Origin of the sequence: Vibrio sp. 2096 (genome assembly GCF_033339595.1) — a bacterium.
Lineage (GTDB): Bacteria > Pseudomonadota > Gammaproteobacteria > Enterobacterales > Vibrionaceae > Vibrio > Vibrio alginolyticus.
This window is the reverse complement of sequence record NZ_JAWOUX010000001.1, coordinates 90,340-106,345: the sequence shown is the minus strand read 5'-3', so window position 1 is coordinate 106,345 and position 16,006 is coordinate 90,340. Positions and strand designations below refer to the sequence as shown.

Annotated in this window: 15 protein-coding genes; 10 read left to right on the top strand and 5 right to left on the bottom strand. The window is 44.5% G+C overall.

All coding sequences use genetic code 11. The annotated features are described in order from the left end of the window. Positions 1-716: 716 nt before the first annotated feature. Positions 717-2,687: a replication initiator protein RctB domain-containing protein gene (locus R7Q41_RS00545; protein ID WP_017635223.1), complete on the top strand. Its 1,971-nt coding sequence runs from the start codon at positions 717-719 to the stop codon at positions 2,685-2,687. Between the two features lie 289 nt (positions 2,688-2,976). On the opposite strand, the gene R7Q41_RS00540 is transcribed toward R7Q41_RS00545, so the two are convergent. From R7Q41_RS00540 to R7Q41_RS00530, 3 genes are read right to left on the bottom strand one after another with little or no spacing between them, the layout of a single operon-like run. Next, entirely contained in the window at positions 2,977-3,444 is a 468-nt protein-coding gene (locus tag R7Q41_RS00540; protein ID WP_047102478.1) for a hypothetical protein, read from the bottom strand. Continuing rightward, entirely contained in the window at positions 3,444-4,376 is a 933-nt protein-coding gene (locus tag R7Q41_RS00535) for an ATP-binding cassette domain-containing protein (RefSeq protein WP_017821873.1), read from the bottom strand. Before R7Q41_RS00535 ends, R7Q41_RS00540 begins: the two co-directional genes overlap by 1 nt. Positions 4,377-4,378: 2 nt before the next feature. Continuing rightward, complete coding sequence (locus R7Q41_RS00530; RefSeq protein WP_042522305.1) at positions 4,379-5,227, bottom strand: ABC transporter ATP-binding protein; 849 nt, start codon at positions 5,225-5,227, stop codon at positions 4,379-4,381. Positions 5,228-5,588: 361 nt separating this feature from the next. Between R7Q41_RS00530 and R7Q41_RS00525 the strand changes: the two genes are divergently transcribed. Next, positions 5,589-5,786 carry a PA3496 family putative envelope integrity protein gene (locus tag R7Q41_RS00525; RefSeq protein WP_005374493.1) on the top strand — a complete coding sequence of 66 codons (198 nt, stop codon included), beginning with the start codon at positions 5,589-5,591 and terminating at the stop codon, positions 5,784-5,786. 237 nt (positions 5,787-6,023) lie between these two features. After that, on the top strand, positions 6,024-7,085 hold the full coding sequence (ribA, locus tag R7Q41_RS00520) for a GTP cyclohydrolase II (RefSeq protein ID WP_017635221.1): 1,062 nt from the start codon (positions 6,024-6,026) through the stop codon (positions 7,083-7,085). Between the two features lie 68 nt (positions 7,086-7,153). Here ribA and R7Q41_RS00515 read toward each other — a convergent pair whose 3' ends face one another. Continuing rightward, complete coding sequence (locus R7Q41_RS00515) at positions 7,154-7,909, bottom strand: substrate-binding periplasmic protein (RefSeq protein WP_005374490.1); 756 nt, start codon at positions 7,907-7,909, stop codon at positions 7,154-7,156. A 68-nt stretch (positions 7,910-7,977) separates the two neighbouring features. On the opposite strand from R7Q41_RS00515, the gene R7Q41_RS00510 reads away from it, so the two are divergent. From R7Q41_RS00510 to R7Q41_RS00500, 3 genes are all read left to right on the top strand, one after another. After that, positions 7,978-9,876: an ATP-binding protein gene (locus R7Q41_RS00510; protein ID WP_318144293.1), complete on the top strand. Its 1,899-nt coding sequence runs from the start codon at positions 7,978-7,980 to the stop codon at positions 9,874-9,876. Positions 9,877-9,976: 100 nt separating this feature from the next. Beyond that, a complete protein-coding gene (locus R7Q41_RS00505) occupies positions 9,977-10,186 on the top strand; it encodes a DUF3283 family protein (RefSeq protein WP_005374484.1) in 210 nt (69 codons plus the stop codon). Positions 10,187-10,321: 135 nt separating this feature from the next. Next, entirely contained in the window at positions 10,322-11,038 is a 717-nt protein-coding gene (locus R7Q41_RS00500) for a YebC/PmpR family DNA-binding transcriptional regulator (protein ID WP_005374482.1), read from the top strand. Between the two features lie 72 nt (positions 11,039-11,110). On the opposite strand, the gene rodA is transcribed toward R7Q41_RS00500, so the two are convergent. Continuing rightward, positions 11,111-12,193: a rod shape-determining protein RodA gene (gene rodA, locus R7Q41_RS00495; RefSeq protein ID WP_065275570.1), complete on the bottom strand. Its 1,083-nt coding sequence runs from the start codon at positions 12,191-12,193 to the stop codon at positions 11,111-11,113. 393 nt (positions 12,194-12,586) lie between these two features. On the opposite strand from rodA, the gene R7Q41_RS00490 reads away from it, so the two are divergent. Genes R7Q41_RS00490 through R7Q41_RS00475 form a run of 4 tightly spaced genes read left to right on the top strand, consistent with a single transcriptional unit; the run spans position 12,587 to position 15,997 of the window. Continuing rightward, positions 12,587-13,255 carry a hypothetical protein gene (locus R7Q41_RS00490; RefSeq protein ID WP_033907237.1) on the top strand — a complete coding sequence of 223 codons (669 nt, stop codon included), beginning with the start codon at positions 12,587-12,589 and terminating at the stop codon, positions 13,253-13,255. Between the two features lie 9 nt (positions 13,256-13,264). After that, positions 13,265-13,963: an ABC transporter ATP-binding protein gene (locus R7Q41_RS00485; protein WP_318108545.1), complete on the top strand. Its 699-nt coding sequence runs from the start codon at positions 13,265-13,267 to the stop codon at positions 13,961-13,963. Continuing rightward, positions 13,951-15,219 (top strand): ABC transporter permease, encoded by a 1,269-nt coding sequence (locus R7Q41_RS00480; protein WP_182034302.1) that lies wholly within the window; start codon positions 13,951-13,953, stop codon positions 15,217-15,219. The genes R7Q41_RS00485 and R7Q41_RS00480 overlap by 13 nt, the downstream gene beginning before the upstream one ends. Then, positions 15,212-15,997 (top strand): outer membrane lipoprotein-sorting protein, encoded by a 786-nt coding sequence (locus tag R7Q41_RS00475; protein WP_191116174.1) that lies wholly within the window; start codon positions 15,212-15,214, stop codon positions 15,995-15,997. The genes R7Q41_RS00480 and R7Q41_RS00475 overlap by 8 nt, the downstream gene beginning before the upstream one ends. Positions 15,998-16,006: the final 9 nt, after the last annotated feature.

Here is a 16,006-nt window from a genome sequence, read left to right as displayed (position 1 = left end):
AAATATGATCAAGCCTTAGAATCTCTCGGAAGCATGAGTTTTCTTCTCTGATTTACGGTTGAGTGCAGACAGAATGGGGGATTGAGCAGAAATTGACGTTATAGAAGCCGGAACAATGAAATTGCTCAAGTTGCTATGATAAATCACGCTCTCATGATCATGCTTCCTGTAAATAAGCAGAGACTAGGATTTACTTCTAAATATGAGCGACTTGAATGTATTTTAATCAGATGAGTGATATCTCATCAATATGGGCGCCAGAACGATAGATATATTGGCTCTTGATCATCGATCCGAGTATAAATAACATCACCAATGCACAATATAATCATCGTGAAGATCATTATTAAATACTGCATCTGTGGATAACCTGTAAAAACATCATGATCATCGTTTCAAGACTCTTTTGATCATCTTTTCATAACCTTAATGATCATGCTTACGAATAAATATGATCATGCTTTCAGGTTATTGTTGATCATACTTTCAGACTTCTTATGATCATAGTTCCGAAACACATGGAAATAATAGTCTTATAGAACAAAAGCTTAGCGAGAAATTTCAAGCCAGATCATTAGATCATATAATCAATTAAGATCAGATTAATCAAAAAGATCAGTTATTTAAAAAACAATCTTTTTTCTTTATTTATGATCTGTTTTTCTTTATTCTTCGGAACCATAGCACAACTACGGCTAGTGTGATCTGGATCTAAAATGACGGCTGATGAAAAAATTCTGATTAAAGCACCGAGAAGCCACAAAGATGGCCATCTTTTTGAGGTACATGAATCCTCTGCGGATTGGGTAGAGCAGTACCAACATTTCAAAGGGGTGACCAAAAGCATCTTAGAGTTGCTTAATCTGATCTCATTACGAGGCTTCAGCAGCAAGGATGGTTTGGTTTCAACCACAGAGATTGTGGAAGCAACAGATGGGCAACTCACACGTGCAGCCCTGCAACAACGTTTGCGCGCGGCAGTAAATATTGGTTTATTTACTCAAACTCCAGTGCGTTTTGAAGAGGGACTTGCTGGTAAAACGATGCTACACAAATTTGTGAATCCCAATCAGCTTATATCTGTGTTGGGAGCAACAAGTCTTGTTACCGACAAAGTTCGCCAGAACGAGAAACAAAAACGTTCGAAAGCATTGGCTCAGACTCAAGTAAACAAACGTTTGTTGAATGAGCACGGGTTAAACACACCTCCCACGATGAAAGATGAAGCCGATCAATTTGTTGTATCTCCAACAAATTGGGCTGGGATAATTGACCAAGCACTTGCGCCACCAAGAACTCGAAAAAGTTATCAGAAATCCATGGTGTCGATCTCTGGCACAAAAGCCGTTATTGAGACGCGATCATCCAAAAATATCATGACTGTGGATGATCTCATGACCCTGTTCGCTCTCTTCACGTTAACAGTTCAGTACCATGATCATCACAAAGATCAGTATCAACTTGATGCGGCTCACGTACCAAACAAAACGCCGCTATACATCACTGATATTTTGTCGCTCAGAGGCAAAAAAGACAGTGGCCCAGCTCGTGATTCCATTCGCGATAGCATTGATCGCATTGAATTCACTGATTTTCAGCTCCATGAACTTACTGGACGTTGGCTAAGTGAAAACATGCCCGAAGGCTTTAAGAGTGACCGCTTCCGCTTCTTAGCCCGTACCATCACGGCTTCAGAAGAAGCGCCCGTTGAGGGCAGTGATGGCGAAATTCGTATTAAACCCAACTTATACATCTTGGTGTGGGAACCGTCGTTCTACGAAGAACTACTAACACGCGATTATTTCTTCTTGTTCCCACCAGAGATCTTGAAACAACATACGTTGGTGTTTCAACTGTACTCTTTCTTCCGTAGTCGCATGGTTCGTCGTCACACGGATTGCATGCTACTGAGTGAGTTAAACCAGAAACTTGCACGTAACATTGAATGGCGACGTTTCTCCATGGATCTGATCCGAGAACTAAAGCGGTTGTCTGATGGAAAAGGGAATGATGATCTATTCGTCGTTAATTTGTGGGGTTATCACCTGACGATCGAAACCATGATCGAAAATGACAAAGTGATGGACTACCAGATCGACATCAAATGTGATGTCGAAGAGGTCTTACGTTACTCGCGAGCGCGAACGACCAACGCAGGAAAGCGTAACATGGCGCCTACGCTGCCAAATCCACTTCGTAATGAGATGGTAACCCGACAACAGCTTGAGGAGCTCTCAGGCATCATAGACGGCGAATTTGAGCCCATTCAACGCAAAGCACCGTCTCCAAGAGGAAATTTAGGGCGACGCGTGAAGCAAAGAAAACATTTGGTAGAGATCAATGCTGATGAGATCACCATTACTCTATCTAAATATACCTCACCAGAGGCTCTAGAACGCAGTATAACGGCTTTGTCTGCGATGACAGGGCACTCCTATGCCTCAATCAAAGAAGAGTGCTCAGATTACATAGAGAAGCTCGATTGGCTAAGGGTAGGGGATGAGCCGATTCCTTATGAGACATTAAGTAAAACCGTCGAGCTGTTTAACACCCAGAACGATGTTAAGCATCTTACCATCGAGCGCTTGATTGCGGGGTTAGCGGTGCGTCGGAAAGTTTGTCGTCAAATCTTCGATGGTCACATGGATGAAATGGTATTTCGTGCCTTGGATGAAATGGCGATTTAAAAGTGTCGCTTGATGTGTATCAAGCTATAGGTGTGATGTATCGGTTTGAAATGTAACAATGTCTTTCGATGATAAAAAACAGACTTAACTCTTACAAACCACTGACATTAGAAGCCAAGCCTAATACTACTATTTATCCCGAATAGACAACCTTTTGTCCTTTCTGATGATTAATAGATTGGCTCATATTGTTACATTCATTCTGAATAGACTTCGCGAGTTTCTCCTCAGGAAACTCGCTTTTTTTTGCCTAAAATTCCGCTAATTAAGCCTTGATCATTTTTCCGGACTAATGAGGTAAACCTTGATCATGCTTCTTGGGTTCATTCCAATGTAATGAACGCATCAACGCAACATGTGATTCGATTAAGCTATGGGCTTGTTCCTGCCACTTGTTTTGATCACACTGCTGATTACAAAACTCTAACGCCACAACGGTGAGATGCTGAAGTCGTCTCAAACACCAATCTTTGATCAGAATATCAGTCGAGACTTGGCATGCTGCTTGTTCAAGCTTTGCACTCGTATAAAGCAAGGTTTGATATGCTTTCTGAGGGTCTTGGTAGCTTGCATGTTGAAACACGCGTAAACATCCATCCAACCAGCAAGCAATCGCTTTACTTTGAAGATCACTCAATTCGGGTCCAAACACGTCATCAGGCACCTGATATAAGATCGTTTCCAATTTTTCTACTTGATCATGTTTCCGCTGTTCGTACCACATGGCGATTTGATCTTGCCAAGTACTCAAATCCATTACGCTGCCTCAGTCCATTGTTTTACATAGTGATTTGGCCCTATTTGATCAAATTCGTCGACAATTATGCTGCTACGTTGACGAATTTCATCGGCATCTATCGAATAGTTTGGCTCATTTTTCACTAAGTTACCAAAAGGTAAGTCAGGATCAGGAACGGCAGAAATCAACAGCTTAGTATAAGGATGCTGCGGATTCTTAAGTATTGAATGAGTGTCGCCCCATTCAACGATTTGCCCTTTGTACATTACTGCGGTTTCTTCCGCGATGTAGTGCGCAGTCGCCAGATCATGTGTGATGTATAAAAAACCAATTCCCAGTTCTTGCTTCATTCGTTGCATTAAATTCAACACTCCCAAGCGAATAGAAACATCCAGCATAGACGTAGGCTCATCCGCAAGAATGATTTGCGAACCTACCGCTAAAGCCCTTGCTAAGTTTACTCGCTGACGTTGCCCACCACTGAGTTCGTGAGGGAACTTATTCAATGTCTCTTCAGGTAGTTCCACCAGCTTTAGAAGCTCTTCCAAGCGGGCTGGGATGTCGCGCTCGTTTTTGACTTGTTTATGAATTTTTAAAGGACGTGTTAGGTGATGGCGAATGGTATGAGTTGGATTGAGAGAGCCAAACGGATCTTGAAACACCATTTGTACTTTACTGCGATATTCTTGTAGAGCCGATCGTGACGTGATCTCATTTATGTCAGTGCCATTGAAAAGGATCTCGCCTTCCGTTGCAGGATAGACTTTGGTTATTAAACGAGCGCAAGTACTCTTACCGCAGCCTGACTCTCCAACCAAAGCCAAGGTTTTTCCTGCGTACAGATCAAAAGTCACTCCTTGAAGCGCACGAAAGGTTTCCTCTTTCGCTAAACCACCGCCCACTTTGAATTCTTTAATCACATTTTTCATTTGGATGATAGGCTGGCTCATGGTTACGCTCCTTGTAACTCTGGTTGTTTGTGGACGTCATGGATGTTTGGGAAAGAAGCCCATAGCTTTTGCGTGTAGGGGTGTTGAGGATGATTGCGTATATCGTATGCTCGATTGACTTCGACGATTTCTCCGTGACGCATGATTGCAATTCGATCACATAGTTGGCTCATGAGTGCCAGGTCATGAGTGATAAAGAGGACTGAAAAACCGAACTCATCTCTAAGCTGATAAATTTGCTGTAAAATTTCTCTCTGTACCACTACATCTAATGCTGTTGTGGGTTCATCCATAATGATCAGTTTTGGATTTAGAGACAAAGCAATGGCTATCACCAACCGCTGACGCATTCCTCCTGAAAATTGGTGAGGATATTCTGCTAAGCGTTCTCGAGGAATATTGACCAAGTCCAACAACTTTTCTGCTCTATCTTTTGCTTGAGCGTTAGTGAGGCCTTGATGGTGTCGTAACACATCTGCAAATTGCTCTTGTATCGTTAAGACAGGGTTGAGTGAGTTCATCGCGCTCTGGAACACCATGGCGATTTCACTCCACCTTAGAGCGGTCAGTTCAGAGTCTGAGATACTAAGGATATCCTTGCCATCAAACCATATTTTACCGCCAGAAATGAACGCTGGCGGCTTATGAAGACGATTTATTGAGAATGCGATTGTGCTTTTACCACATCCAGATTCACCGGCAAGACCAAATATTTCGCCTTTGCCGATATCAAAGCTGACGGACTTTACCGCATTAAAATCACCATTATCAGTGATGTAATCGACGCACAAATCTCGGATCTGGATGACCGGGTCATTGTGGTATGCATGACTTAAGTTAATACCATCCATATAAACACCTAACCAATCTAAAAGATAATTATTATCATTATCAGGTGTGGCGGTTTTTAGAAAGTATCAAACCATGAATCAGTGAAGTGACTCGAAAGTTAGGTGAAACAGGAAGTGGTGTAATTCGTCGTTGATAAAACTAAAGAAGAGCAGAATTGAGAGCTAGATCAGCACACTTTTCGTAGGGGGAATTACTCAAATTTAATCGTAAATTTGTCCCTTGGCAAAACTTAAATGATGAATCTATTAAGGAGTTAACGAAAGGGCGGGAGGGGTCACATTTCCCTACAGTTTTTCTTACCACCTTGTTCCGGTTTTGCTATAGATTACGCATCGAAAACATGGTGTGTTCGGAGGAAATATGTCCATTAATTCTATCGACCATGACGAGATGACCAACATCGCTCACAAATGGGAATTACCTGATGAGGAAACCGTTGTGAAGCCAGAGAAAACAGTGAAATCAGCAGAAGCCAGAAGACGCATTGAAGCGCTACGTGAGATCCGTGAAAGTGGGTTGACCATTGAAGAAGCAAGGGAGCTTGGCTTGATACACTGATCGCCTCAGGTTGGTTTAGCAACCCATAGGGTAGTCGACGGACTGCCCTTTTTATTTTTTCACTCTATTACTCTCTTATTCAAACTCTCCATTTATCTGTCTTGCGCCTCAAAAGCACGAGTTTCACACTCACGTCCCGTCCCGAAGAAGTTTGACAATCTGACCTTGTGTTACTAGATATATCAGTAGCGATATGCTTTTTGTTGATTATCGCAACCACAAAGCAAGGAGCGCAGTATGGTTGATCAAATCCTTTTTTATGAGCCCGATGAGCCCCACGGTTTTCTCTCAAATTTTTGCCATGCCCCAGTCAATATCTCCTCCCAAACTTGGCCCACCAGCGAACATTATTACCAAGCCCAAAAGTTTCTCGATGCTCAGTTGCAAAGTAAAATTCAGCACGCAAGCACCCCTGACGAAGCGTTTGCTTTAAGCCGCAAATACGAACACTTTGTCAGAAGCGATTGGGACGATATAAAGTTGGCTGTTATGGCTTTCATCGTTAGGGAAAAGTTTCTACAAAATCCACCATTAGCGCAGCAATTAATGAGAACGGGTAACGCTTGCCTAACAGAGCATTCTCATAAAGATGCCTTTTGGGGAGACGGGGGAGATGGTAAAGGAGAAAATCATCTAGGAGAGATTCTGATGAATGTGCGGGCAGAGCTGAGACATGTTGAGCCTTACAATCTCGTGAAGTTTATCGATAAAGCCAAATTGCCCACCCAGTGGGGCACATTTATGATGTACGGCTTTATTGAAGCCGCGACAAATAAAGAGCATCTTGCTCTGGTCTATGGTGAGCCAACAAAAAGTGCAGCTCCACTTATTCGGTTGCATTCGGAGTGTCTTACCGGAGATGCTCTATTTAGCACGCGTTGTGACTGTGGTTTTCAGCTTAATAGAGCGCTACAAAACATCGTCAAAGAGGGATGTGGCGTGCTGCTTTATTTACGTCAAGAAGGGCGTGGAATCGGCTTGATTAATAAAATTCGTGCCTATCACTTACAAGATGATGGCGCAGATACCGTGGAAGCAAATGAGCGTTTAGGTTTTGCCGCTGATATGCGTGATTACGCGTTCTGTAAAGGAATGCTAGAGCATTTGGGGATTGACGCTGTGCGTCTAATGACGAATAACCCACGCAAGCTCGCCGCCTTAAAAGCGGTTGATATTAACGTCATTGAACGAGTGCCATTACAAGAAGGGAATAACCCAAGTAATCAACATTACCTGCAAACCAAGGCGAGTAAATTGGGGCACATGTTTGATCCTAAGTTTGTTAACCACACTAAGTAAGTGCTACAGATTTCCCAGAAACAAAAACGCCAACGTATCATCGTTGGCGTTTTTGTTAATGAGTTGATTCATTGATACTTTTGAATGATTTCATCAATTTCCCCTGAGGCTTTTAATTCAACGAGTCGTGTATTGATGTAATTTTGAGTTTCTGGTTGCATTTGAGGTGAAAAAGCTAGGTAGATTGAGTAGTCAGGAATAACCGAGCTGAAAGGCTGTATTTGAAAATTCTCTAACGGCAAATTGAGTCGCTTTAAGTTGTAAAGGACTCGGGATTCCATCTCGACAAAAGCTGTATCTCCAGGGGTTCGGCTTATCACTCGGTATGCGGCGTTGTAGTCTTTCACACGCATTTCATTGACACTGCCATTTTCAAAGAACGGTGTTAAATTTGGATAATCAAACCCCAGCAGTAATACAATAGAACGACCATGCATCGTATCCATATTTTTGAATTCTAAAGGCTTCTCGCTACTCGACACCAGTACATGTTTTACAGTGTAAATGGGCTCCTCAGATAAATTTTCCGATTGCACCTTGCCCCAGTTCGGGCTGCCATAAGTTAACCAGTTTGGCTCAGCGCCTTCTTCCAATATGGAAATCATACGTTTAAATGGATAAGTATGATAATTCACTTGGTAATCCGACTCCGCGAAGATAGCGCTGACGATATCGGTCACAATTCCGGAGTGCATTTGTCCCTGTTGTTCAATTTGAAATGGTCGAGCTTGTTCAGCAATGACGTAATAGTTCACTTGATTTGCGGTCACATGAGAACTTACAACAATTAAGCTAAAAGCCAATCTAAGTAGAAGTCTTTTCATCGTATCCTCGATTATTATTTGTGCGTAGCTATATTTAGAGTAGCGCAAGTTTATCGGAGCGGTTTCATATGGATGAAAAAGAGCGATCTCAACGTCGTTTTAGTATCGGCAACCAACTTATGTTGGCGGTATTAACGTTGAGTTTAATCTTTACGGTCATCATTTCTACAGTGAGCTTATATCGAGTTTTTCACGAAGATTTAGCCCATTTAGATGTTGAATTAAAGCAGGTTGAGTCTAGCTATTTATCGAGCTTTTCTGCGAGTTTGTGGGTAGAGGATAGGGAGCTGTTGTTGACACAAGCTCAAGGTGCAATGCGTATGCCCTCGGTGGACTACTTACGTATTGCTAGTGAAGACGAAGTTATCATTGAATTAGGTTCGGCGCTTTCTGAGGATGTTGTCGAGAGAAGCTGGCCGATGCAGTATCGGGTCGGCGATAAAACGTATGATCTCGCGATATTAACGGTTCAATCGGATCTTAGCGCGATATATGAAGATCTTTGGCAGCAGTTCTTTTTTCTACTTACGACAGAAGCGATCAAAATTCTTGTCCTCATCATTGGTGTTCTTTGGGTGGCGTTTCGCTTGTTGGTCAATCCGTTACAATTGCTGTCTGGTGCGGTGAGCGATTTTCGTGGCGGTACAGTGCCGAGTAAAGTGACTCTCCCTAAACGATGGTGCTTTGATGAAGTGAGTGTTTTGGCAGAGAAATACAACCGAAGTGTTGAGAAAGTGAAAGAGCACCAGACTGAGTTAGAGGCTGAACGCGATAGGGCAGAAGTCGCTAATCGTAAGAAAAGTGAGTTTCTTGCCACTATGAGTCATGAGATCCGCACACCGATGAATGGCATTATTGGTGTGTCGTCGTTGCTCAATGACACCGACCTCGATCCCCAGCAAAAAGAGTTTGTAGAGATCATTGACAGTTCTTCTCACTCACTAATGACGATCATCGACGACATTTTGGACTTCTCTAAAGTTGAAGCTGGCAAAGTAGAGCTGGAATACACGAGCTATGATCTTCGCGAGCTACTTGACGATGTCATCAGTTTACATAGTGTCAAAGCCAAGCAGAAAAACTTACAGCTGCTCTGCAATATTGATCCTCACTTGCCAATCGAAGTGCAAGGTGATGCCACACGATTGAAACAAGTTCTGAACAATTTGTTGAGCAACGCGATTAAATTTACCGAGCGCGGCCATGTGAAGCTTCTTGTAGCGTTGTCTCGACTTGATGGAGAGACCGCTCATATCCGGTTTCGAGTTGTGGATTCTGGTATTGGTATTGCGAAAGAGCACCAACAAGCAATCTTCGAACGCTTCCAACAAGCTGATGGTAGTACCACCAGAAAGTATGGTGGGACAGGGCTTGGTTTGGCGATAGCTGCACAGTTGGTTAACTTGATGGGAGGGGAAATACAACTAACAAGTGAGCTTGGGCTGGGAAGCTGTTTTGAATTTTCGATTCCTGTTGCTGTAATAAATGCGCAATCGACCTATACCGACCAACTTAATGTATTAGATTTCCCGAAAGCGGAAGACAACGAAATCAGCCCTCAAGATAATGATAAACCTTGGGTATTGGTTGTTGAAGATACCATCGTCAATCAGAAGGTAGTTCGCATCATGTTAGAAAAACTGGGTGTGCGAGTGAGTGTCGCCAACCATGGCGAAGAAGCATTGCAGCTGTGTGATCAGCAGCCTTTCGATTTGATTTTTATGGACTGCCAAATGCCTGTGATGGATGGGTTTATTGCTACGGAGCGAATTCGAAAAATGGGAGAGTGGGGGAAACACGTTCCAATTATTGCGCTAAGTGCCAATGTCATTAAAGAGGATCAGCAACATTGCTTCGATGTTGGGATGAACGAGTTCGTGGCTAAACCCGTTACCAAGACTCGATTACAACAAATATTCGAACAGCATTTACCAAAAGCACTGAAAATCAGCGCTGTGCCTAAATAGTTAACTTGAAATCGATCAAGTTAAGTGCGTTTCTATTCTGTAATTGTAACTCTGTGTGATATAGTGCCCGGCTAGTATTTAAAGTACCTTGAGGCTGTGAATGTCGTTTAATCTATCCCTATTGCCGCCTGACGAAAAAAACAAAATCGAACTGGATAAGCAGGCGTCGTTTTTGGTTTGGAAGCTCAGAGAGGCCAAATCTGGTCCTGAAGCAATAGAAGAACAGTTGTCCAAGATTAACGATGCTGATGAAAAGGCGTTTTTCCAGCAATCGGTCGAAAAGTACAAACGAGTAATGGGTGTCGCTTAACGCGAACCGTGGCAATGGTTCAATCCAATGCGACGAATGAGGTAACCTCCCTATTCCTTTGCTAAGCGAAATTGAAAAGGTTTCGCTTTTTGCTAAAATCCTTCGCATTAAATTTGAATTTAGAGAGACATCCCGATGGGAAGAAGTTTTGAAGTGCGCAAAGCCTCTATGGCGAAAACTGCAGGCGCGAAAATTAAAGTTTATTCCAAATACGGTAAAGAAATTTACATGTGCGCGAAAAACGGTGGTGGTGATCCAGACATGAACTTGTCTTTGAAACACCTGATCGCAAAAGCGAAAAAAGACCAAGTTCCTGCGCACGTTATCGATAAAGCGATCGACAAAGCGAACGGTGGCGGTGGTGAAGACTACACTCCTGCACGTTACGAAGGCTTCGGCCCTGGCGGTACTAGCGTTATCGTTGACTGTCTAACAGACAACGGCAACCGTACTTTCCAAGATGTACGCCAATGCTTTGTGAAAGTCGGTGCGAAAATTGGTGTTGAGGGCTCGGTTTCTCACATGTTCGACCACCAAGCGGTATTCCAGTTCAAAGGCGACGATGATGAAATCATCCTAGAAACGCTAATGATGGAAGACGTAGACGTTACTGACGTTGAGCTAGAAGACGGTGTTATCACTGTATTCGCACCTCACACAGAATTCTTCAAAACAAAAACTGCGCTTAACGGTGCATTCCCAGATCTAACGATCGATGTTGAAGAAATCACATTCGTTCCGCAAACTCATACGCCTGTATCGGGTGAAGATGCTGAGAAGTTCCAGAAATTCCTAGATCTTCTAGATGACTGTGATGATGTTCAGCAGGTTTACCACAACGCAGAGCTGTAATTAATTCGCTCATATCGTTGTAAAAAGGCTTCTTTAGGGAAGCCTTTTTTGATCGCTTTTTCTCAAGCAACGCTATGCGTTACGATATTTGGAATAACACAGCGACATGATTACACCAAAACAGATACCTTGAGTTAGCATCGCCGTGCCGCCATAGCTAAAGAAGGGAAGTGGGCTACCCATTACTGGCAACAAGCCACTCACCATGCCCGTATTGATAAAAGCATACAGAAAAAAGCTCATCGCTAATGCGCCACTTACCAGCCGACTAAAAAAGTGGTCAGACTGACATGCAAGCAACATAACGCGTGCAGTAATAAACAAGTACAATGCGAGTAAGACTAAACTGCCAACAAAGCCCCATTCTTCTGCATATGTCGAAAAAATAAAGTCCGTATGACTTTCTGGAATAAAGCCAAGTGTTCCCTGCGTTGCATTCATCCAGCCTTTGCCTTTCATACCGCCTGAGCCAATCGCAATCAAAGATTGGATGATTTGGTAGCCCGAACCCAGTGGATCGGACTCAGGGTGCAAGAACTGTGTTACACGGCTCTTTTGATAGGTTTCCATAACGAAGAACCATAAAATAGGTGCTAACGTTAAAATGCTCGCAATAAACCCGCAGATTATTTTCCAGCTCATGCCAGCCAAAAACAAAACGAACAATGCATAAATGATGGTAAAAACTGCACCGTCTAAATCCGGTTGTAGCGCGATTAACCCGGCAGGAATCATTGTAATAAGTAAGCAAAACGCAATTTTCCGACTGTCTGGTCGACCTCCTTCAATATGAAGCATCCAGGCGATCATGATTGGAATGGAAAGCTTGATTAGCTCAGACGGTTGAAAGCGGAAGAAGCCGATATCGAGCCAACGTTGAGAGCCATTGGTGCTATCACCAAATAAAGCGACAGCAAGTAGTAGCGCAACCGCAATAATGTAGAGATATGGAGCTGAGCGCTGATAGCTGGACGCTGGAATCGAGGACATGACCAAGATACAAACTAATGTCAGTCCGCAGCGCGCCAAATGTTTGAAGAGCATCGCCTCATTAAAGCTACTGGCACTCCAGAGAGTGAGCGAACTTAACAGCATGATCGGAATGATCGCCATGAGTAGTGGCAAATCAACTCTTGGGAAATAACGCTTATTCATTTTCAACGACCTAATAACGCACCTATTTTGAGTGCGAAAACAACTAAAACTCGAAGAGTTCAAACTATTCCGATGCTAAGAATCTCGATTTGGAAACAACAGACACCATGCAAAGGTGTGTAAGAAAGGAGAGTGCGACACTGTCTGTTATGGGTAGCTGTGGGATGGATAAATACACTAGCCTCAGATTTTAAGCCAGTGTTTTTATTGTTACTGCCGTAAAAATGTAGCGTTACGAATGAGCGGAATTGTATTTTCTGTTTAAGTGAATGTCATTCATCCTCTCTCAATACCATTCACTCTGCATAACTGCCATTGGTCGCATGCAAAAGCAGCGTGCGATCTTCTCCCTTAATCTGAAACCATCAAATCACGTTCAACTAAGGACAGTACATGATGGTTTCTCAATCTCGCTTAATCAAAGCTCTTAAACTGGCAAGTACCTTTATCGCCACATTTGCACTTAGCAGCAATCTGGCTCTGGCTAACCCAAGCGAGCGCACACTCAGTCAATTCAACCAAGCGGCGCAGGGTGACTCTGGCTTAGTTGATACTGTTTATGGCGAACTATCCAAACAACTCGAAGAGCAGGGCGCAACGCCGGTGACCTTGGTTTACTTGGGCAGTGCTGAGACGTTGCAAGGTCGTGAGGCGTTTATGCCTTGGAACAAGATGAAGTTCACCGAGCGCGGTCTTGCTACTATCCAAAAAGGTTTGGATCTAATGGCGAATCAGCCAGTACCACTGCAAGAGCAACAACGCTTACAAGGTTTGCCGGAATACCAACTAGCCACCGCTATGGCAGCTACCACATTTACTTCTCTGCCAGACATGTTCAATCACTTTGAGCGTGGCTACGAGCTGTACCTTTCTCTGCTCGATGAACCGAGTTTTAGCCAACAACCTTTCGCGGCTACTTCGTGGATTTACCGTTATGCCATTGAAGCGGCACTGCGCGCTGAAGATGTTCAACAAGCCAAAACATGGTTAGCGCAAATGGAGCAATTGGGCGACAGCAATCTAGAAACGCAAACCGCGAAAGCGTTGCTAGCCAAGTATTAGGGAGGCGTCATGATCGTTTTTAATCAACTTAGTCGCGATTATGCCCTTGGCAGCCAAACGGTGCGTGCATTGCGAGACGTTTCTGGTGAAGTATTTGCCGGCGAAATGGTGGCATTGTGCGGGCCGTCTGGCTCAGGCAAGAGCACCTTACTTAACGTGCTTGGCATGCTGGATACTCAATACCAAGGTCAGGTGACATTTGCAGGCAGCCCATACCCAACCGGACAAATGCAGGCGGCGAAAATGCGCCGTGAAAAGCTTGGTTTTGTGTTCCAAAAATTCAATCTTGTCCCCGTGATGACAGCGCTAGAGAACGTGGCGTATCCGCTACATTTCAATGGCTTTTCAAAAGTAGAACAAACCGAGCTCGCCACACAAATGTTAGAGCACGTTGGCTTAGGCGAGTTTATTCATCACATGCCCGATAACCTATCAGGCGGCCAGCAGCAGCGTGTGGCAATTGCACGCGCCTTAGTGCACAAACCGGCATTGGTGATTGCCGATGAGCCAACCGCAAGTCTTGATAGTCAAACTGCTAACAAGGTCATCGACATTATGAAAGGGCTCGGACACGAGCTTGGCACCACTTTTATCGTCGCTACACACGACCCTCGTATGGCATCTCGCTGCGATCGCACCATTGAATTGGTGGATGGCAAAATCACCCAAACGCACGCAAGTGTGGAGGAGGTTTCATGGGCAAGCTAATTCCTGTTTCGGTTCGCCTTGCTTGGTTGAACCTGCAACGCAATCGCCGCCGCAGTTTGTTGTCGATGCTGATCATCGCCATTGCCGTGTTTGCCTTAACCAGTGCGGGCGGTTTTGGTCTGTACACCTACGACAGTTTGAAAGAGTCGACAGCGCGTGACACGGGGCATCTGACGTTAACCACGCCAGGTTACTTCGCTAAAGAAGAAGAGATGCCACTGAGTAACGGTTTAACTCACGCCGACGACATCACCAAGCAATTGATTGGCTTAAACGAAGTGCGAGGCGTGCAGCCACGAGTTGAGTTCAGTGGTTTGATTTCCAACGGCAACAAATCATCGATCTTTATCGGTATTGGCGTGAACGAGCGCGAATTCGATATGAAAGGACCGTTTTTGGATGTGCGCGAAGGGCAAACGCTATCCAACATTCATGCATCGCGTTATGACCCAGCAGAGCCGGAAGTGATGCTTGGCGTTGATTTGGCGAACAACTTAAGCGTGCACGTTGGCGATTGGATTACCTTGCTGGCGACCACAACCGACGGTGCATTGAATGCGTATGACTTCAAAGTTCGTGGCATCTATTCAACCGGCGTACCAGAGCTTGATAAACGCCAGCTGTACGTGCACATCAACAGCGCGCAATCGCTGCTCGGTTCAGACAAAGTCAGCGCGTTATCGGTCTTCCTGTTCGACACCAGTTTAACGAGCCAAGTCGAGCAACAAGTGGCTTCAGTTCTGATTAAGCAAAAACAGAACTTTGGTGACCAAGATATTGAGATTACGCCTTGGCAAGAACGTGCGTTCTTCTATCTCAAAGTGAAAGATTTGTACGACCGCATCTTCGGCATTATGGGGGCAGTGATGGCGTTGGTGGTCTTTGTCGCCCTGTTCAACACCATGACCATGTCGGTCACCGAGCGTACCCGTGAAATTGGCACCTTGTCAGCACTTGGTAGCTACCCTCGCGAAATCATTGCTGGGTTCTTGCGCGAAGCAGGGTTACTTGCGGTGATTGGCAGCTTAATCGGCGCTTTGTTTACTGCGTTAGTTACCGTCTTACTGATGGTCGTGGATGTGCAAATGCCGCCACCGCCAGGACGTACAGAAGGTTACCCATTGACGATTTACTTCTCTTGGGAGCTGGTGGCTGTCGCAGGATTCGCAGTATTGATGATTTGTTTGGTTGCGGCGTTTTTCTCGGCGCGCAAAGGGGTGAACAAGCCAATTACGGAGGCACTGATTTATGTTTAATTTCAAATCACTATTACCAATTGCATTGCTGACGGCAAGCGGCGTTGTAAGCATGAATGCCAGTGCGAATGAAACAGCGTTAGATGCACAGCAAGTCGCGCAATTGATTGAAAAAGCCGACAGCTACCGCTTGCAAGATGATTCCTCCAAAGTGGTGTCACTGGTGCGCTTATATCAAGACCAAGAATTAGATAAAACTCGCCTTTACCACGTGTACACGCGTCCAAATCGTGAATCGCTGGTGGTATTCAAATCGGCGGTTGAAGCAGGGCAAAAGATGTTGATGATGGGCGACAACTATTGGCTACAAATGCCGAAGAGCCGCCGTCCGATTCGCATTACGCCAATGCAAAAGCTGCTTGGTGAAGCGTCTATCGGCGACATCTCAACGCTGACGTGGAGCCAAGATTATCAAGGTGAATGGAAAGCGACAGAAACCGTTTCGGTAAACGGGGAAAGTGTCGCGGCTTATCACCTTGCTTTAACCGCGAAAACCAAAGGGGCGAGCTATCAGAAGATCGACTTGTGGTTGTCTGAGCAAGATGCGTTTCCAATTAAAGCTGATCTTTACTTGCGCTCTGGCAAACTCGCCAAGCAAGCGCAATACGGACGTGCAACTGACAACGGTGAAGACTACGTCAGTGAGATGACCTTGCTCGATAGCATTCAGCCGAGCAAAAAGACCGTTATCGAGTATCAAGAAATCGTGCCTTGGCAACTGGATAACAAGTTCTACAACCCAAGCTATCTGCCTAAAGCCAATACGACTCAGCTTTAGCCTGAACTC